This is a genomic window from Streptomyces sp. NBC_01465, from assembly GCF_036227325.1.
GTDB lineage: Bacteria > Actinomycetota > Actinomycetes > Streptomycetales > Streptomycetaceae > Streptomyces.
This window is the reverse complement of the sequence record NZ_CP109467.1, coordinates 6,933,651-6,951,785: the sequence shown is the minus strand read 5'-3', so window position 1 is coordinate 6,951,785 and position 18,135 is coordinate 6,933,651. Positions and strand designations below refer to the sequence as shown.

General features: G+C 71.1%; 12 protein-coding genes. 6 read left to right on the top strand and 6 right to left on the bottom strand.

What is annotated here, in order from left to right; all coding sequences use genetic code 11:
- Positions 1–61 precede the first annotated feature (61 nt).
- Both OG707_RS32585 and OG707_RS32580 read right to left on the bottom strand, forming a co-directional pair.
- On the bottom strand, positions 62–1,804 hold the full coding sequence (locus tag OG707_RS32585) for a pyruvate dehydrogenase (RefSeq protein WP_329124736.1): 1,743 nt from the start codon (positions 1,802–1,804) through the stop codon (positions 62–64).
- Between the two features lie 27 nt (positions 1,805–1,831).
- Positions 1,832–3,301, bottom strand: a complete 1,470-nt coding sequence (locus tag OG707_RS32580) for a protein phosphatase 2C domain-containing protein (RefSeq protein ID WP_329124734.1) — start codon at positions 3,299–3,301, stop codon at positions 1,832–1,834.
- A 271-nt stretch (positions 3,302–3,572) separates the two neighbouring features.
- Here OG707_RS32580 and OG707_RS32575 point away from each other — a divergent pair, with 271 nt between their 5' ends.
- Positions 3,573–4,562, top strand: a complete 990-nt coding sequence (locus tag OG707_RS32575; protein WP_329124732.1) for a helix-turn-helix domain-containing protein — start codon at positions 3,573–3,575, stop codon at positions 4,560–4,562.
- A 75-nt stretch (positions 4,563–4,637) separates the two neighbouring features.
- On the opposite strand, the gene OG707_RS32570 is transcribed toward OG707_RS32575, so the two are convergent.
- On the bottom strand, positions 4,638–8,417 hold the full coding sequence (locus OG707_RS32570; RefSeq protein ID WP_329124730.1) for a S8 family peptidase: 3,780 nt from the start codon (positions 8,415–8,417) through the stop codon (positions 4,638–4,640).
- 192 nt (positions 8,418–8,609) lie between these two features.
- On the opposite strand from OG707_RS32570, the gene OG707_RS32565 reads away from it, so the two are divergent.
- From OG707_RS32565 to OG707_RS32550, 4 genes are all read left to right on the top strand, one after another.
- Positions 8,610–9,599: a LuxR C-terminal-related transcriptional regulator gene (locus tag OG707_RS32565; RefSeq protein ID WP_329128098.1), complete on the top strand. Its 990-nt coding sequence runs from the start codon at positions 8,610–8,612 to the stop codon at positions 9,597–9,599.
- Positions 9,600–9,663: 64 nt separating this feature from the next.
- Positions 9,664–10,146: a DUF456 domain-containing protein gene (locus tag OG707_RS32560; RefSeq protein WP_329124728.1), complete on the top strand. Its 483-nt coding sequence runs from the start codon at positions 9,664–9,666 to the stop codon at positions 10,144–10,146.
- Positions 10,147–10,260: 114 nt separating this feature from the next.
- On the top strand, positions 10,261–12,588 hold the full coding sequence (locus OG707_RS32555) for a glycosyl hydrolase family 95 catalytic domain-containing protein (protein ID WP_329124726.1): 2,328 nt from the start codon (positions 10,261–10,263) through the stop codon (positions 12,586–12,588).
- A gap of 62 nt (positions 12,589–12,650) precedes the next feature.
- On the top strand, positions 12,651–13,022 hold the full coding sequence (locus OG707_RS32550; protein ID WP_329124725.1) for a PPOX class F420-dependent oxidoreductase: 372 nt from the start codon (positions 12,651–12,653) through the stop codon (positions 13,020–13,022).
- Here OG707_RS32550 and OG707_RS32545 read toward each other — a convergent pair.
- The 3 genes from OG707_RS32545 to OG707_RS32535 form a co-directional block, all read right to left on the bottom strand.
- Positions 12,988–14,301 carry a DNA-3-methyladenine glycosylase 2 family protein gene (locus OG707_RS32545; protein ID WP_329128097.1) on the bottom strand — a complete coding sequence of 438 codons (1,314 nt, stop codon included), beginning with the start codon at positions 14,299–14,301 and terminating at the stop codon, positions 12,988–12,990. The two genes, OG707_RS32550 and OG707_RS32545, sit on opposite strands and share 35 nt — an antisense overlap.
- 69 nt (positions 14,302–14,370) lie before the next feature.
- Complete coding sequence (gene rsgA, locus OG707_RS32540) at positions 14,371–15,498, bottom strand: ribosome small subunit-dependent GTPase A (RefSeq protein ID WP_329124721.1); 1,128 nt, start codon at positions 15,496–15,498, stop codon at positions 14,371–14,373.
- Positions 15,499–15,760: 262 nt separating this feature from the next.
- A complete protein-coding gene (locus OG707_RS32535; RefSeq protein WP_443071426.1) occupies positions 15,761–16,285 on the bottom strand; it encodes a M23 family metallopeptidase in 525 nt (174 codons plus the stop codon).
- A 290-nt stretch (positions 16,286–16,575) separates the two neighbouring features.
- Between OG707_RS32535 and OG707_RS32530 the strand changes: the two genes are divergently transcribed.
- A complete protein-coding gene (locus OG707_RS32530) occupies positions 16,576–18,135 on the top strand; it encodes a S8 family peptidase (RefSeq protein ID WP_329124718.1) in 1,560 nt (519 codons plus the stop codon).

The window sequence follows — 18,135 nt, the reverse complement described above, 5'->3', positions numbered from 1 at the left end:
ACTCAGCGCATACGGAGCCACCCGGCCCACACTTCCACCCGCATGGCCCTACGGCCTTTGATCAGGGACGAGGGACATTCCGCAGGTTGGAGCGGGCCATCTGCACCATTCGACCCACTCCGCCATCCAGGACGATTTTGCTGGCCGAGAGCGCGAAACCGGTCACCATCTCGGCGCTGATCTTCGGCGGGATCGACAGTGCGTTCGGGTCGGTGACGACATCGATCAGCGCCGGGCCCTTGTGCCTGAAGGCGTCCTTCAGCGCCCCGGCGAGCTGCTTGGGCTTCTCCACGCGCACCCCGTACGCACCGGCCGCCCGCGCGATCGCCGCGAAGTCCGGGTTGTGGTTGTGGGTGCCGAACGACGGGAGGCCCGAGACCAGCATCTCCAGCTCGACCATGCCGAGCGAGGAGTTGTTGAAGAGGACGACCTTCACCGGGAGGTCGTACTGGACCAGGGTGAGGAAATCGCCCATCAGCATCGAGAAGCCGCCGTCGCCGGACATCGAGACGACCTGGCGGTTCCGGTCGGTGAACTGGGCGCCGATCGCCTGCGGGAGCGCGTTGGCCATCGAGCCGTGGCTGAACGAGCCGATGATGCGGCGCTTTCCGTTGGGCGAGAGATAGCGGGCCGCCCAGACGTTGCACATGCCTGTGTCGACCGTGAACACGGCGTCGTCGTCGGCGAGTTCGTCGAGGACCGAGGCGACGTACTCGGGGTGGATCGGGACGTGCTTCTCGACCTTGCGGGTGTACGCCTTGATGACGCCTTCGAGCGCGTCGGCGTGCTTCTTCAGCATCTTGTCGAGGAACTTGCGGTCCGTCTTGGCCTTCACCCGGGGGGTGAGGCAGCGCAGCGTCTCGCGGACGTCGCCCCAGACCGCGAGGTCCAGCTTGGAGCGGCGGCCGAGGTGTTCGGGGCGGACGTCGACCTGGGCGATCTTCACGTCGTCGGGGAGGAAGGCGTTGTACGGGAAGTCCGTGCCGAGCAGGATCAGCAGGTCGCACTCGTGGGTGGCCTCGTAGGCGGCGCCGTAGCCGAGGAGTCCGCTCATGCCGACGTCGTAGGGGTTGTCGTACTGGATCCACTCCTTGCCGCGCAGCGCGTGCCCCACCGGGGACTTGACGCGCTCGGCGAACTCCATCACCTCGGCGTGCGCGCCCGCCGTGCCGCTGCCGCAGAAGAGGGTGACCCGCTTGGCCTCGTCGATCATGCGGGCCAGCTTCTCGATCTCGGCGTCCCCGGGGCGTACGGAGGGCAGCGACGTGACCAGGGCGTGGTCGATCGCCTTGTCGGGGGCGGGCGCGGAGGCGATGTCGCCGGGGAGGGAGACGACGCTCACCCCGCTGCGGCCGATGGCGTGCTGGATCGCCGTCTGGAGGAGGCGGGGCATCTGCTTGGGGTTGGAGATCAGCTCGCTGTAGTGGCTGCACTCCTGGAAGAGGCGGTCGGGGTGGGTCTCCTGGAAGTAGCCGAGGCCGATCTCGCTGGAGGGGATGTGCGAGGCGAGGGCGAGGACGGGGGCCATGGAGCGGTGGGCGTCGTAGAGGCCGTTGATGAGGTGGAGGTTGCCGGGGCCGCAGGAGCCCGCGCAGGCCGCGAGTGAGCCGGTGACCTGGGCTTCCGCGCCGGCCGCGAAGGCGGCGGTCTCCTCGTGTCTGACCTGGATCCACTCGATCTCGGGGGTGCGGCGGATCGCGTCGACGACGGGGTTGAGGCTGTCGCCGACGACTCCGTAGAGACGCTGGACTCCGGCGCGGACGAGGATGTCCACGAACTGCTCTGCGACGTTCTGCTTGGCCATGGATCCATCAACCCATGGGCCGTCTCGTTACGCCTCCCAGACTGCTGCAGCCGTACGGTCGTCCGCGTATCCCTTCACCCGCAGCTGGGTGTCGGCCAGGAACGCGGCCAGGCCGGGCGGCTCGTCGGGGCCCCAGCGCTCGGCGAGCTCCTTGGCGAGGGCCGGCTCCCCGCGCAGGGGTTCGGCCAGGCCGCCGCTGCAGAGGAGGAGCGTGTCGCCGGGGCGGGCGACCGAGGCGCGGAAGCGGAAGGGGTCGGCGGGGGGCGGGAGCGGGCGCTCGACGTACGGCGAGGGCGGTGTCGTGATGCCCAGGTCCATGGTGAGGCGGTCGCCCTCGGGGGTCTGCTCGGGGACGTCGGAGGGGGCCGAGCCGAAGCCGACGACGGCGTCGCCTTTGAGCGCGGAGGGCTCGGGAACGAGGGGCTCTATGTCCTGCCAGGCGCCGTCGCGCAGCCGGAAGAGACCGCCGCCTCCGCCGACGCCGAAGAAGATGCGGTTGCGGCACTCGGGGTCGCCGGAGAGCAGGAGGCAGCGGAGGCTCGCCGTGTACTCGCCCGGTTCCAGGCCGAGTTCGGCGGCGCGGGCGCGGAGCTTTCCGTAACCGCGGTCGGTGAGCCGGTGCAGCCCGGACTTGAGGTCGCCGCGGCGTCCGGCGCGGATGTCCTCGGCGAGCCGGACGTGGCTGCGGCCCACCGCCCCGCCGATCCAGCGGCAGGCGTCGGCCGCGGCGAGGTGCGCGCCTTCGGAGGCGCGGGCACCGCTGGCGACGGCGACCAGGACGAGACTCGTCTCGCCGGTGCCGAAACGGGCGGTGAGCAGGGCGTCGCGGCGCGGCTCGCCGCGGAAGCGGGCGGAGTCGCCTCGAGTGGAGGCGGCGCGCAGGGTGTACGCCCCGTAGCGCGCGCCGTCCAGCACGGTGTCGGCCATCAGCTCGTCGAGCCCGTCGGGGTGCGCGCCGGGCAGCGAGGTGGGCTCGGCGTCGTAGGTGGGCGGCCCGTCACCGATGTGCCCGGATTGCGGCCGGGGCGGCGGCTCGGAGAGCGCGGGTCCTGGGGCGGCGTGGCGGGGGTGGGCGGGCAGGTCCGGGACGGTGGGTTTGTGGGCGGCGGGCGCGGGCGGCTCGTCCTCGTCGGGCGCGATCTGCTGCTCGACCCCGGAGTCGGCTTCCTGGTGGGGAGTTGGAGCGGGTGGCTCGGGTGGGGACGGGGGGATCGGTGGGGGTGCGCCGAAGCGTTGGGTGAAGCCCCAGCCCGGTTCGGCGGGGGGCGTCTCCTCCGGGGGTTCCCAGGGGGCGCGGGTGCGTTGCGGAGGGATCTCGTCGTGCGGGGGCGGGGGGTCCGGTGGTGTGGCGACGCCGCTCGCGGAGTCGAAGCGGTCGTCCAGGGTGTCGCCGCCCGCGGTGGGGGCGGCTTCGGTGCCGGTGGCGGGCTCGTTCTCGTACAGCTTGCTCCACCAGTCGTCCTCGGCGGTGGCATGCCGGTCCCCCTGCTGACTCATGCCCCTATTGTCCATCGATGGGAGGGGATTGGTACAGGGTGCGCGGAATTGACCGCCCGGCCGCACTCCCCCCACAAGGGTGCAGCCGGGCGGGGCACACGGGTCTCCCCAAATCAGTAGATAGGGGATGACTTGAACAGGCCTGTGGCAACGGTCTGTTCCATCGGTTGGATCACTCTGGCAGAACCGGTCAGCGAACAGCGATGATGTGCCGCGGCGGAAATCCGCCGTGGCACAGAACCGCCACCCATGAAACGGAACGAGGTGCATCTTGCTCGGAGCCATAGGCCTCGACGACCTCCAGGAGACGGCCTACCGCGCGCTCGTGAGTCTGGGCGCGGCCGAAGTCCCCGACCTCGCCCGTCGGCTGTCCCTGCCCGAGTCCGACACCGAACGCGCGCTGCGGCGCCTGGAGCAGCACGGGCTCGCCGCCCAGTCGTCCGCGCGTACGGGGCGCTGGGTCGCCGCCCCGCCCGGTGTGGGTCTCGGCGCGCTGCTCACCCAGCAGCGGCACGAGCTGGACCAGGCGGAGCTGGCGGCGGCGCTGCTGGCCGAGGAGTACCGGTCGGAGGCCACCGCACCCGCCGCACTCGACCTGGTGGAGGTGGTCACAGGATCCAGTGCGATCGCGCAGCGCTTCCTGCAGATGCAGCTGGGTGCGACCGAGGAGATCTGCGGGATGGTGACCGGCCCCCCGATCGCGGTCGCGTCCGAGGAGAACGACGAGGCCGAGCAGCTGGTGACCACGCGCGGGGTCTCCTACCGGCTCGTCCTCGAGCGCGAGGTGCTCGAACTCCCCAATGCGATCGGCCAGTTGGCGGAGGGTCTGGGCCGGGGCGAGCAGCTCAGGGTCGCCGACCGGGTGCCCACCAAGCTGATCGTGGCGGACCGTTCGCTGGCGATGGTGCCGATGACGGTGCACGAGGGTGTGGAGCCGACGGCGATCGTCGTCCATGCCAGCGGGCTGCTCGACTCGCTGATCGGTCTCTTCGACTCGGTGTGGCGCGACGCGCTGCCGCTGCGGCTCGGTGAGGGCGGGACGGTCACGGGCGAGGACGAGGGCGGTCCTGACGCGACCGATCTGGAGATCCTGTCGCTGCTGCTGGCCGGGATGACCGATGCGAGCGTCGCCAAGCAGCTGGACCTGGGGCTGCGGACCGTACAGCGCAGGGTCAAGGGGCTGATGGAGCTGACCGGGGTCACCACCCGGCTGCAGCTGGGCTGGCACGCGTACGAGAAGGGCTGGGTCGCCCGGAGTTGAGCGCACGCAGACATGGGTCCGCCGGGCAACCCCACCCCCCACGGGAAGGACGCCCGGCGGACCCTTGTCACGTGGCTAGCGCAACCCGTAGGCGCTGACCACGGTCTGGGAGACCGCGTTGCCGGCCGCGTCGGTCAGCTCGGTCTTCAGCGTGACGGTCTTGGTGGTGTCGGCGCCCGCGTGGTCCACGGTCGCCACCCACTTCCCGCCCTGCTGTGCGACCTTGGCCGCCGTCCAGGTCTCGCCGCCGTCGTACGAGTACGAGAGCGCGGCCTTGACCAGGGCACCCGGGGTGTAGCCCGCGTGGCCCGTGGCGCTCAGGGTGATCTTCTGGCCGTCCTTCGCCGGGAGGGTCTTCAGACCGTCGTCGGACAGCTGGTAGGCCGGGAAGAGCATGGGGATGCCCTGCGAGTAGACGTGTCCGTCGCGGTGCGAGCGGAACGACCAAGTGGTGGACGTCGCCGTGGAGCGCTGCCAAACCTTGGCCGGAGCCCCGAACCGCTGGGTGAAGAGGGTCAGTTCGTAGGCGCTGTCCTCGGCCGGGACCGTGAACACCCCGTACGGGACAGGGGTGTCGCCGATCTGCTCGCCGTTGCGCTTGAGCACCATGCCGCCGATGTCGCCGAACCCGCCGGGGAGACCGTCGTGCTCGTTGTCGCGCCAGAAGCCCGGTGCGACTCCGATCAGGTTGTCCTGACGCTCGCCGACCAGGGTCTCCTTGCCGGTGGCGTCGTGCGGGACGCCGGGGGCGAGGACTCCTCCGTACCAGCTCTCCGTGACCTTTTGGCCCGCCGAGTACGTACGGTCCGGCGACACGATGGTCTCGCCGAAGGGCAGGCTGGAGGAGACCATGTGCGACCAGGTGGTCGCGCCCGGGGTGTAGTACTCGGTGCGGGTGCCCGGAGCCGGGACCCAGGCGAAGCCGGAGACGCCCACGGGCGCTCCGTAGGAGGGGGTGGCCCCGACGTAGTCGGAGTAGTCGGCCGCCACGCCCATGGCGCGGTAGTCGGCCTCGTTCCTGCCGAGCTTCCTGTCCTCGACCCGGTAGGTGCGGTCGGAGGTGATCCGGCCGGTCTCGGGGAAGGCCAGGTTGTAGACGTACGGGCTCTTGGCGGTCGCCTTCCAGCGCAGCGTCACCGGACCGGTGGCGAGCTTGGCGATCAGCGCGTTCGCCTCCGTGGCCTCGACGGCCAGGGCGGGCAGCGGCGGAGCGCCGAAGAAGCTGGTGGCCGGCTGCCAGCGGCCTGCGGCCGCGCGGTGGGCGATGACGGCCTTGGCGCCCGCGTTCTTGGCGAGCTGGGCGACGCTCTGGACGCTGACGTTGCCGTCCGGGACCTCGACCAGGGCGATCTTGCCCTGCACACCGGCCGCGGCCAGCTCGGCGGCGGTGCCCTTGCCCGCGTTCACGAGCTCCGCGGAGCCGGTGCCGTCGAGGTTGACCGAGCCCGTGCTGCCCGTGACCGGGTGGAGCTCGGGGCCGCCGACCGCCGTGAGGGACGAGATCTGCGGGGCGTACATGCTCCAGTAGCTGCCGAGCTCGAACGAGCCGTTGCGGGCGTCCCCCTGGACGTCTGCGTAGTAGTCCTTGACGATCCCGCTGCCGCCGATGGAGCCGGCGTGCAGCCAGTTCGGGTCCCAGGTGCGGCCGAAGGAGAGGGTGATGTTGCGGGCCTCGGACGGGCGGTCGGTCTTCACCGACAACTGGTGGGCCTTGCGGGCGTCCAGGATGACGGTGGTGTCCTTCGTCAGCTTGACCTGCGGACGGCCCACGAAGGAGACCGACTTGGGCAGGTTGCCGGTGGCGTCGTCCGTGTCGGGCGAGACGATGAAGGAGGAGAGGTAGTACTCGCCGGGGCGCACCTCGTAGACCTGGTCGGCCGAGCCGTCGTTGACCCGGCGCTCACCGGTGATGGTGTCGAGGCCGATGACGTCGACCGAGGAGGCGCCGGCCGCAGGCTTGCCGGTCCGGTCGATGGCCTTGACCCGCAGGGTGACGGTCGTCGGCTGGACGTACAGGGCGAACGGCGTGGAGACGCTGACGCCCTTGGCGGTGGCCACGACGCGTCCGGTGACGTCGCCGTACTGGCCGCCGGTCAGGTGCGCGGTCGGGTCGATGCGCAGCGGGACCTTGACGGTGGCACCGGCCGGGACGGTGACGGAGCTCCTGCCCAGCGAGGCAACGGCCGAGCGCACGGTGGTGCCGTCGTTGCCGGTCACCCGCTTCACGGCGAGGTTGAGCTTGACCGGTGTGGTGCCGGTGTTGGTGTACGGGACCTCGACGGACGTCCTGTCGCTCTTGTCCTGGGGCCAGTTGAAGCTGCCGCCCTGGACGGCGGGGGCGCCGAGGATCTGCTCGTCGACGGCGGCCTTCACATCGAGGCGGCCTGCGCCGGTCTGCCGTACGTCACCGGGGATGTCGGTGTGCGCGGAGGAGACCAGGGCCGCTTTGATCTGCTGGGCGGTCCAGGCGGGGTGGCGCTGCTTGAGGACGGCGGCGGCGCCCGCGACGTGCGGGGTGGCCATCGACGTACCGGACATGGTGCGGTACGCGTACACGCCGCGTCCGCCCATGGCCGCCGCGGAGATGTCGACGCCGGGGGCGGCGATCTCGGGCTTGAGGGTGTGGGCGCTGAGGACGGGGCCGCGGCTGGAGAAGGACGCGGTGGCGTCCTCGCTGTCGACGGCGCCGACGGTCAGCACGCTGGGGGCGCAGCCGGGCGAGGAGACGGTGTTGTCGTACGGGCCCGAGTTGCCGGCCGCGATGACGAACAACGTGTCGGTGCTCTGGGCGAGTTGCTCGGTGGCGGCGCTCATCGGGTCGGTGCAGTCGAGCTCGCTCGGGTTGCCGAGGCTCATCGAGACGACGTCGGCCTTCTGGTCGACCGCCCACTGCATTCCGGCGATGATCCACGAGTCCATGCCCGAGCCGGAGTCGTTGAGGACCTTGCCGATGAGCAGGTCGGTGCCGGGCGCGACACCCTTCTCCACGCCGCCCTTGCTGGCCGCGCCCGAGCCGCCCACGGTGGAGGCGGTGTGCGTGCCGTGGCCCGCGCGGTCCTCGGTGGTGTCGGAGTCGGTGAAGTTCTTGGAGTCGGTGATGCGGCCCTTGAGGTCGGGGTGCTCGAAGTCCGCGCCGGTGTCCAGGACGGCGACCTTGGTGCCCTTGCCGGTGAAGCCGGAAGCCCACGCCTGCGGGGCGTTGACCTGCTTCGTCGACTGGTCGAGGAGCGATTCGACCTTGCCGTCGAGCCACAGCTTCTTGAGCGTGGAGACGGAGCGGGAGCGCGACGTGGTGACGTCGGCCCAGAAGTCGGCCGCCTCGGCCTTGTCGGCCTTGAGCGCGACACCGCCGATGGAGTCGAGGACGAGTCCGCGCTCGGCGCCGCGCGGGGCGACGGGGGCGCTGCGGGCGACGTCGACGGAGCTGTTGTACGTGGCGATCAGCGGGATGGACTTGGCGTGCGCGTCGTCGTAGCCCTGGGCGATCAGCCCGGTGACGTTGAAGAGCTGCTCGTCGACCTTGCCCGCGGCGATCGCGGCGGCCGCACCCTCGGGGTAGACGTACAGGTCCTTGCCGCTCTGCCGGGTCTCGACCAGCGGCTGGGTGCCGTCCTCGCGCGGCAGGGCGACAGCGCTGCTGCGGCCCGAACTGCCCTTGGTCACCAGCACCTTGTCGCCGGTGACCAGCGTGACGGTGACGGGCTTGCCCTGCTTCTCCTGAGCGGCATCGCTGCCGACCAGCGGTCTCTTCCCGGCCGTGCTGTCCTGCGGCGATGCCACGGACGGCGCGACCGCTGTGGCAGCCAGGACAGCGGCGATGGCCGCTCCCAGGGCTGTACGCGGTATGCGGCGCATCGTTCTCCCCAAGTAAGTCATTGCGGAAATGCGGGCACAAAGGCCCTGTTTCCAGGTGCTGTTGGTGCAGCGGTGGCGCCACAGTGGCAGAGGGACGGGTGATACGGAGAGGATGGTGCTGGCGGGTATGCGCCGTGTCCGGTAGCCGCCGCGACCTGCGGCCGAGCGGCGTGAAGAGGGAGGGTGTTCGAAGTGCTGGGAGTGGTGGGGCTCGACGAGCGGTGCGAATCGGCGTACCGCGCGCTGGTGGTGCTCGGCTCCGCCGAGGTACCGGATCTCGCGCGGCGGCTGACGTTCTCCGAGTCGGATACGGAGGACGCGCTGCGCAGTCTGGAGCGCCGGCGCCTCGCCGCCAGGACGTCCGCGCGCTCACGGCGGTGGGTGGCCGCGCCTCCGGAAGCGGCCCTGGGCGCACTGCTCGCCCGGCACCGGCGCGAGCTGCAGGAGGCCGAGCGCTCGGCCACGCTGCTCGCCGGGGAGTACCGGGGCGACCCGGTGGCGCCCGATGTGCACGATCTGATCGAGGTGGTGCACGGTGCGAGCGCGGTGGCGCACCGTTTCCATCAGGTGCAGCAGGGCGCGGTCCGGGAGGTCTGCGCGCTGGTGTCGGTCAATCCGGACGTGGTGACGGGGACCGAGAACGACTCGGAGGAGCCGGCCACCGTCCGCGGCGTCTCCTACCGGGTGGTCGTCGAGCGCGCACTGCTGTCCACGCCGAACGGGCGGACGGAACTGCTGGCGGCGCTGGGCCGCGAGGAACAGGTGCGGGTGGTGGACCGCGTCCCGACGAAACTGGTGATCGCGGACGGCAGCCGTGCGCTGCTGCCGCTCCTGGGGCGGCGCGCGGATCCTGCCATCCTCGTGAGCCGGGCGAGCGGGCTGCTGGAGGCGCTCATGGGGCTCTTCGAGTCGGTGTGGCGCGAGGCGCAGCCGCTGCGGATCGGTTCCGACGGGACCACCCCGCACGAGGGGACGGCCCGGCCCGACGCCACCGATCTGGACATCCTGTCCCTGCTGCTGGACGGGATGACCGACGTCAGTGTCGCCAAGCAGCTCGGCCTCGTGGAGCGGACCGTGCAGCGCAGGATCAAGGGACTGATGGAGATCATCGGCGTCACCAGCCGGCTCCAGCTGGGCTGGCACGCGTACGACAGGGGCTGGGTGGCGGACCGGCCCCGCTGAGCCCGGCGCACCGTCCGCACGCGCTGGACCTGCGAGAACGCCGGGATTCCTGCACCCTTGGCAGATGAATGCGTGGCAGCTCCTCGCGGTGGGCCTGGTGATGCTGCTCGGCCTGCTGGGCGTCCTGGTCCCGGGTGTGCCGGGCCAGGCGATCGTCTGGGCCGCCGTCGCCTGGTGGGCGCTGACCGACACCACCACCCTCGCCTGGGGCGTGCTGGCCGGGGCGACCGCCGTACTGCTGCTGAACCAGGCGCTGCGGCCGCTGCTGCCCGCCCGCCGCCCCGCCGAGTCCGGGGCGCCACGCAGGAGTCTGTACGTCGGAGGGGTGGCCGGGATCGCCGGGTTCTTCCTGGTGCCCGTGGTCGGCGGGCCCGCCGGATTCGTCGGCGGGCTCTACGGTGCCGAGCGCGCACGTCTGGGGAGCCACCGGGACGGCTGGGCCTCCACCCGCAGGGTCATGCGGGCCGTCGGGACACCGGTCCTGGTGGAGCTCTTCGCCTGCCTGCTGGTCGTGGGGGCTTGGGTGGGCGCCCTCCTCTGGGGCTGACGAGGCCGACACATCGGATCTCTCCCTAAGTATTGACGCTCATCAGCACCTTGCCTACCTTCCATCCTGGGATTGCTCGGATGTATCTCTGTGTACGAGCCGCCAGGAGGCGCAGTGGGACACGCATCAGTACCGTCCAGACGAACCGTTCTCGCCACCGGCACAGCCCTCGGCGGAGCACTGCTGGCCGGAGGTGGAGCGGCCGTCCCCGCCCAGGCGGCGCCTGTCGCTGTCGCGCCGCAGGCCGTGCGCTCCTCCGAGGACAGCTGGCGCACGGTCCTCGCGGACGCCGATCTGCGCTGGCAGAAGATGCCGAAGACCTGGTACGAGGGCCCGTACCTCGGCAACGGCTACCTGGGCTCCGGCATCTACGCCGAGCCGGGCAAGAACGCGATCCGCTTCAACGTCCAGCACTCCGAGGTCCAGGACCACCGCCCCGAGTTCGGCTCGCTCTTCGGCCTGGCACGGCTGCCCATCGGGTACTTCACCCTGGAGCCCGTCGGCACCATCACCGCGCTCGACTGGCGACTCGGCCTGCGCGACGCCGAGCTCACCGGCACGCTCACCACCGACAAGGGCACGCTCACCCTGCGGGCGCTGGTCCACAACTCGCTCTCCGTGATGGCCGTGGAGATCACCCCGAGCGAGGGCGAGAAGGACTTCCGCTGGGTCTTCCACCCGGCCGTCGCGATCAGCCCGCGCGCCGCGTCGAAGCCGCTGCCGGCCGGTTACGCGGCCAATCCCCCGGCCGTGGTCGAGGACCACGACGGGGTGAGCGCGGCGGTCCAGTCGCTGCTCTCCGGCGGCCAGCACGTCACCGCCTGGCGCGAGCGCACCCGCGAGGCCACGCGCACGCTGTACGTCACCGTCGCGCACTCCTTCCCCAAGACCACGGCGCGCGACCGCGCCGTGAACCTGGTGCGGGGCGCGGCCTCGGTCTCGTACGACCTGCATGCCATGACGCACCGCGCCTGGTGGCACGGCTACTACAGGAAGAGCTTCCTGTCGGTGCCGGACGCGCGGCTGCAGCGCTTCTACTGGATCCAGCTCTACAAGATCGCCTCGGCGGCCCGCGAGGACGCCCCCGTGATGGCGACCTCGGGCCCGTGGCTGGAGCCGACGCCCTGGCCGGGCACCTGGTGGAACCTCAACGCGCAGCTCGAGTACTGGATGATCCACGGCTCGAACCACCTCGAACTCGACGCGCTGACCCGCTCGATCAGCGAGTACCGCCAGACCCTCGTCGAGACCACCGACCCCCGTTACCGCGCCGACTCGGCGGGCATCACCCGCACCACCGACATGACGCTCAACGCCGGTGCCCCGCTGGACGGTTCGACCTTCCCGCTGGGCATCCCGGGGCAGGCGACGCCCGTCCCCGAGGTCGGCTGTCTGACCTGGGCGCTGCACAACGTCTGGCTCAGCTACCGCCACACCATGGACGAGTCGATCCTGCGCGACACGGTCTTCCCGCTCCTGCGCCGCACCGTCAACTACTACCTGCACTTCCTGCAGCCGGGCGCGGACGGCAAGCTGCACCTCCCGCTCACCTACTCCCCCGAGTACGGCACGACCCCCGACTGCAACTTCGACCTGATGCTGCTGAACTGGGGCTGCCGAACCCTGCTCGAATCCGCCGAACTCCTCTCCATCCAGGACCCGTTGACGGCGCGCTGGCAGGAAGTGCTGGCCAAGCTCACCCCGTATCCGACGGGCCCGGACGGCCTGATGATCGGCGCGGGCACCCCCCTCGCGATCTCGCACCGGCACTTCTCGCATCTGCTCGCGATCTATCCGCTGTACGAGATGACGGGCCGGAGCGCGGACGAAGTCGCCCTGATCGAGCGGTCGTTGAGCCACTGGGTCGGCTTCACCGGGGCCCTCCAGGGCTATACGTACACCGGCGCCTCGTCGATCTCCTCGCTGCTCGGCAAGGGCGAGGACGCACTGAAGTACCTGGGCGAGCTGATGACCAAGTACATCAAGCCGAACACCATGTACACGGAGTCGGGCCCGGTCATCGAGACCCCGCTCGCCGCCGCCCAGTCGCTGCACGACATGCTTTGCCAGTCCTGGGGCGGCACCGTCCGCGTCTTCCCGGCCGTCCCGGCGGCGTGGGCCGAGCTGACGCTGCACGACTTCCGTACGCAGGGCGCCTTCCTGCTCAGCGCCGTACGGGAGCAGGGCGCGACCCGCTGGGTCAGGCTGACCAGCGAGGCGGGCGCGCCGTGCGTGGTGCGGCACGGGATCGCGGGGTCGGTCGACGTACGGGACAAGCACGGCCGCAGGCTGCGTTACGAGGACCTGGGCGACGCGACCGTCCGCATCGAGCTCCGAAGGGGCGAGTCCGCGCTGATCACGGCGGCGGGCGACCGCCCCGACCTCACGATCCGCCCGGTGACGCCGAACGCGCCCGCGCCCGCGTGGGGGCTGCCGGCCTGAGCCTGAAGTCCTAGGACCGATCTCCGATGCGCGGAGAGGGGTACGCGCGCGATGCTGGCCGCATGAGCGAATTCAGCGAGGCGGAACGCGCGTACCTCACGTCCCAGCGACTGGGACGCCTGGCGACGGTCGACCCCAAGGGGCAGCCGCAGGCCAATCCGGTCGGTTTCTTCCCGCAGGACGACGGCACCGTCCTGATCGGCGGCTATGCCCTGGGGACAACTAAGAAGTGGCGCAACCTCCAGGCCAACCCGAAGGTCGCCCTGGTCGTCGACGACGTGGTGAGCCTCAAGCCGTGGACCGTGCGCGGTGTGGAGATCCGCGGCGAGGCCGAACTGCTCACCGGGCCGCACGAGTTGGGGCCGCACTTCAGCGAGGAGCTCATCCGCATCCACCCGCTCAAGATTCACAGCTGGGGTCTCGACCAAGCGTGAGATGCCGTACGGCGTACGACCGCCACGGCCGCCACGCCTCGTCGTCGCCCTCGCCCCCGAGTGCGACGTCGGGGTCGCCGAGGGCCCGCATCCGGATCAGCGCGGCGGTCTCCGCGCTCACCCCGTCCAGGGCGAGCAGCGCCGCTTCCGCCTCGTCTCGGTCGGCCCCGGGGTCCAGCCGTACGCCCCCGAGCAGACCGAGTTCGCCCGCCTCGGGGAAGAGGTGGGTGAGCCCGCCGCAGGGGCGGTCGAGGACTTTCCCGCGGCTCTCCACCAGCCGCCCGGCGGCCTCGCGCCCCAGGATCGCCCGTACGGCGAACTCTTCAGGGTCGGCGGTGCCGGGCGACCGCAGTCCGGGCCTGGCCGCGACCAGCGGGGCGAGGCGGGGGTCGACGCCGAGGCGTTCGTCGATGGCGTACGGGTCGGCGTCGAGGTCGAGGAGGCGGCGCAGGCGCTGTACGGCGGTGGTGAGATCGCGCAGATCGGTGAGGTGGAGCCGCGCCTCCAGCCAGCGCCCGCCGGACTTCTCGTCGACGGCGGCGATCCCCGAGCCGTACGGGAGCCGCAGGGTGCGCCGGTAGGTTCGGGCGCCGGGTTCCCCGACGATCTCCTCGATGCCAGCGATCACCTCGCCGGCGAGCAGGTCGAAGGTCTCGCGGCGGGCGTAGGCGCCCCGGTAGGCGAGCCGCAGCGGAACACCGGCGGCCGTCAGGACGGCCGGGGTGGCGGACTCGGCGCGCAACTCAGTGGGCGTACGGGCGTAGATCTGCCGGATCGTGTCGTTGAACTGCCTCACGCTGGCGAAACCCGCCGCAAAGACGATCTCCGTGACGGGCAGTGCGGTGGTCTGCAGCAACAGCCGTGCGGTGTGCGCCCGTTGGGCGCGGGCGAGGGCGACGGGACCGGCGCCGACCTCCGCCGTCAGCTGACGCTGCACCTGGCGGGCGCTGTAGCCGAGCCGCCCTGCGAGCCCCGGTACGCCTTCGCGGTCGACGACACCGTCGCTGATCATGCGCATGGCCCGGCCGACGGTGTCGGCCCGTACGTTCCATGCGGCCGACCCCGGTACGGCGTCGGGGCGGCAGCGGCGGCAGGCCCGGAAGCCGGAGCCCTGGGCCGCCGCCGCGGTCGGGTAGAAACAGACGTTCTTGCGCTTGGGGGTCACGGCCGGGCAACTCGGCCGGCAGTAGATCCCCGTGGTCTTCACGGCGAAGAAGAACTCCCCGTCGAAGCGCGCGTCGCGGCTGCTCACCGCTTCGTAACTGGTCTCGTCGTCCATCATCACGAGTCCAGTGTGCGACAGCGCACGCGCTCCGACTGGCGGGAATCGGACACCGCGCTCACCGCGTCACGGCTTGCGGACCTTGCCGCGCTTGGCCTCCATGGCGGCCCGCCCCTCCGCGCCCTTCGCCTTCCAGTCCTTGCGGATCTCGGCGCGCATCCGGGCGTCGGTCTTGGCGACGATGCGCTGGTTCTCGCGGAGCAGCTTGCGGTAGCTCTCCAGACGGCGCACGGGCAGCACACCGTCGTCGAGGGCAGCGAGCACCGCGCACCCCGGCTCCGCCTCGTGGGCGCAGTCGTGGAACCGGCACTCGGCGGCGAACTCCTCGATCTCGGAGAACACCTGACCGACCCCGGTCTCGGCGTCCCAGAGCCCGACGCCGCGCAGCCCGGGGGTGTCGATGAGCACGCCCCCGGAGGGCATCACCAGGAGGTTGCGGGTGGTGGTGGTGTGCCGGCCCTTGCCGTCGGCGTCACGGGTGGCCTGCACCTCCATGACCTGCTCGCCGAGCAGGGCGTTGGCGAGGGTGGACTTCCCGGCGCCGGAGACGCCGAGCAGCACGCTCGTACCGCCGCCGACGATCGCGCCGAGTACGTCGACCCCGTCCCCGGTGGCCGAACTGACGGGCAGCACCTGCACACCGGGAGCCGCGGTCTCGACGTCCTCGACGAGGTACGAGAGTCCGGTGGCGTCCGGCACCAGGTCCGCCTTGGTGAGCACGACCAGCGGCTGGGCGCCCGACTCCCAGGCCAGGGCGAGGAAGCGCTCGATGCGGCCGAGGTCGAGCTCGACGGCGAGCGAGACCGCGATGATCGCGTGGTCGACGTTGGCCGCGAGGATCTGGCCCTCGGAGCGCTTGGACGACGTGGAGCGGACGAAGGCGGTACGCCGCGGCAGCAGCGTCCTTACGTACCGGGGATCCCCGGCCCGGTCGACGGCGCACCAGTCACCGGTGCACACGACCTTCATCGGGTCGCGCGGCACCACGAATTCGGTGTCGGCCCGTACGAGCCCGTCGGGAGTGATGACGTCGCACTGGCCGCGGTCGACCCGTACGACACGGCCGGGCACCAGGCCCTGCTCGGCGTACGGGGAGAAAGCGTCGGCCCAGCCCTGGTCCCAGCCGTGCGCGGCGAGGGGGTGCTGAGCGGTGGTGGAGGAGAGAGAAGACGTGTGGAACGAAGCGTTGGACAACGCGGGAAACCCTTCAAAGGGCGGTCCCGGCGAAGAAGAGGTGTCAGCCGGAGACCACAGGGATGGAAACGATGATGAACTCCTGAACGCGGGCAACGCCCGTCACGTTGACAGTCATCACAATCCACCTCCTGCTTCTCGACGAACCGGCACGATCACTCCGGGTGCGGCACACGTGCACGCCCCGGAACGATCAGAACCATAACCCCGCCCGGTGGAACAAGGCCACCGATTTACTGGAGAACTCTGCGGACCGGACGCCTTACAGGTTGACGCCGATGCGCTTGAGGTAGGCGACCGGGTCGACGTGGGCGCCGTAGCTGTTGCTGGAGCGGGCCTCGAAGTGGAGGTGCGGTCCGGTCGAGTTTCCAGTGGTCCCGGACAGCCCGATCTTCTGACCGGCCTTGACCTTCTGACCTGCGGAAACAGAGGTCGAGGTCAGATGGGCGGAGAGGGTGTACACGCCGTCCTTGTGCTTGATGATCACAGCATTGCCGTACGAGCCCTGCCAGCCCGACGTGACGACGGTGCCGGCGTTCACGGCCTTGATCTTCGTACCCGACGAGACCGGGAAGTCGATGCCGGTGTGGTAGCCGGCGGCCCAGCCGCCCGGGGTGCGGTAGCCGGTGCCGAGGTCGGCCTCGACCGGAGCGGAGCCCTTGCTCTTGGCGGCCGGGGCCGCAGCTGCGGGGATCGCCGTGGCCACGAGGGAAGCGGAGGCCCCGGCGACAACGAAGCCGGCGAGGACACGGGTGCGGCGGGCGGGGGCGGCAAGGGCGAAGGACATGCGGGATTCCTTACGTGGGGGGTGCGGGGTGCAGTGCCGGGGTGGCTCCCGGCCTGGTGAATCCACCTTCACTTCCGGGCCCTGCCCGGGGCAGTCCTCGAAAGTGGACCGTTCCCGGAGCGAAGGAGGACCGGTCACCACCCCTGCCGGGACCTAAGTCCCTGTCCGGCACCCGCTGGCGAGGAGTGGACATGGCGGGTTCACGTCAAGCGCGGACGCGGTGATCCGTAACAACGAGCGGGGAGGGTGTCGGCGGACTGCAGGAATCCGTCAACCCTGGAGGCACTTCCATGCTCAGACGGCCGGCCGGGCCCGCCCTCGGCGTCGTCGCCCTGTTCGCTCTCGCCCTGCTGCCGATCGCGCCGGCGACCGCGGTTCCGCTCTCTCCCGCCGCGGGACACATACGGAACGCCGGAGCGGCCTCGGCCCTCAAGGACAGCTATCTCGTCGTACTCAAGGAGAACGCCGGACTCCGGGCCCTCGATGTGCCCGCGGTGGCGAAGGACCTGGCCGTCCGCCACGGCGGCACGGTCCGGCACACCTACAGGAGCGCGCTGCGCGGCTTCGCTGTGCACATGCGCGCGGCCGACGCCGAGCGACTCGCCACCGATCCGGCGGTGGCCTACGTCGAACAGGACCGGCGTGTGCGGGCCACCGACGTCCAGCCGGACCCGCCGTCCTGGGGGCTCGACCGGATCGACCAGACCGCCCGGCCGCTCACCGGCAGCTACACCACCGCGACGCAGGCGTCGAATGTCACCGCGTACATCATCGACACCGGCATCAACGCCGCGCACAGCGACTTCGGCGGGCGTGCGACGAGCGGCTACGACTTCGTTGACAACGATGCCGACAGTACGGACTGCAACGGCCACGGCACCCATGTCGCGGGAACCGTCGGCGGCACCCGGTACGGCGTGGCGAAGGGCGTGAAGCTCGTCGGCGTACGCGTGCTGGGCTGCACCGGCAGCGGATCGATCACCGGTGTCATCGCCGGGGTCGACTGGGTGACCGCCCACCACCAGGGCCCTTCGGTCGCCAATATGAGCCTGGGCGGCGGCCTCAGCACCGCGCTCGACACCGCGGTGCGCAACTCCGTCGCCTCCGGCGTCACCTACGCCCTCGCGGCGGGGAACGACGCCGCCGACGCGTGCGACAGCAGCCCCGGCCGTGTCGCCGAAGCGCTCACCGTGGGTGCGACGGACCGGTGGGACGTCCGGGCCGACTTCTCGAACTACGGCTCCTGCGTGGACCTCTTCGCGCCGGGCGTGGACATCACGTCGGCCTGGTACGACAGCGCCACCGCGTCCCGGACCATCAGCGGTACGTCGATGGCGACGCCCCACGTCGCGGCCGCGGCCGCGCTCTACCTCGCCGGGCACCCGGACGCCGCGCCGGACCAGGTGTCGGCGGGGCTGCTGGACGCCGCGACCCCCGATGTCGTGGAGGACCCCCAGGGCTCCCCGGACCGGCTGCTGTTCACCACACAGGGCGAGCGGCCAGGACCCTTCTTCGAGGCGACCGCGGACGTTCCGATCCCGGACGCCGGGGACGCCGTGGAGAGCCCCCTCGACGTCAAGAACATGGACGCGGGCGCACTGGCCGATCTGGCGGTCCAGGTGAAGATCGTCCACCCGTACCCCGGTGATCTGCGGATCGACCTGGTCGCGCCGGACGGCGCCGTCATCGCGCTGCAGGCCCCCGACCCGTGGGCGTACACGCCCGATCTCGTCAAGACCTTCCACACCGATGCGAGCGGGCACCCCGCGAACGGCACCTGGAAGCTGCGCGTCCAGGACGTCAGCGCGTACGACTCGGGCCTGATCGACCGATGGAATCTGGAGTTCTGA

Coding starts and splice junctions, on each gene's coding strand:
- OG707_RS32560 (WP_329124728.1), top strand. CDS start 9,664: ATGAATGCGTGGCAGCTCCTCGCGGTGGGCCTGGTGATGCTGCTCGGC.
- OG707_RS32570 (WP_329124730.1), bottom strand. CDS start 8,417: ATGCGCCGCATACCGCGTACAGCCCTGGGAGCGGCCATCGCCGCTGTC.
- OG707_RS32530 (WP_329124718.1), top strand. CDS start 16,576: ATGCTCAGACGGCCGGCCGGGCCCGCCCTCGGCGTCGTCGCCCTGTTC.
- OG707_RS32580 (WP_329124734.1), bottom strand. CDS start 3,301: ATGAGTCAGCAGGGGGACCGGCATGCCACCGCCGAGGACGACTGGTGG.
- OG707_RS32585 (WP_329124736.1), bottom strand. CDS start 1,804: ATGGCCAAGCAGAACGTCGCAGAGCAGTTCGTGGACATCCTCGTCCGC.
- OG707_RS32550 (WP_329124725.1), top strand. CDS start 12,651: ATGAGCGAATTCAGCGAGGCGGAACGCGCGTACCTCACGTCCCAGCGA.
- OG707_RS32545 (WP_329128097.1), bottom strand. CDS start 14,301: ATGGACGACGAGACCAGTTACGAAGCGGTGAGCAGCCGCGACGCGCGC.
- OG707_RS32535 (WP_443071426.1), bottom strand. CDS start 16,285: ATGTCCTTCGCCCTTGCCGCCCCCGCCCGCCGCACCCGTGTCCTCGCC.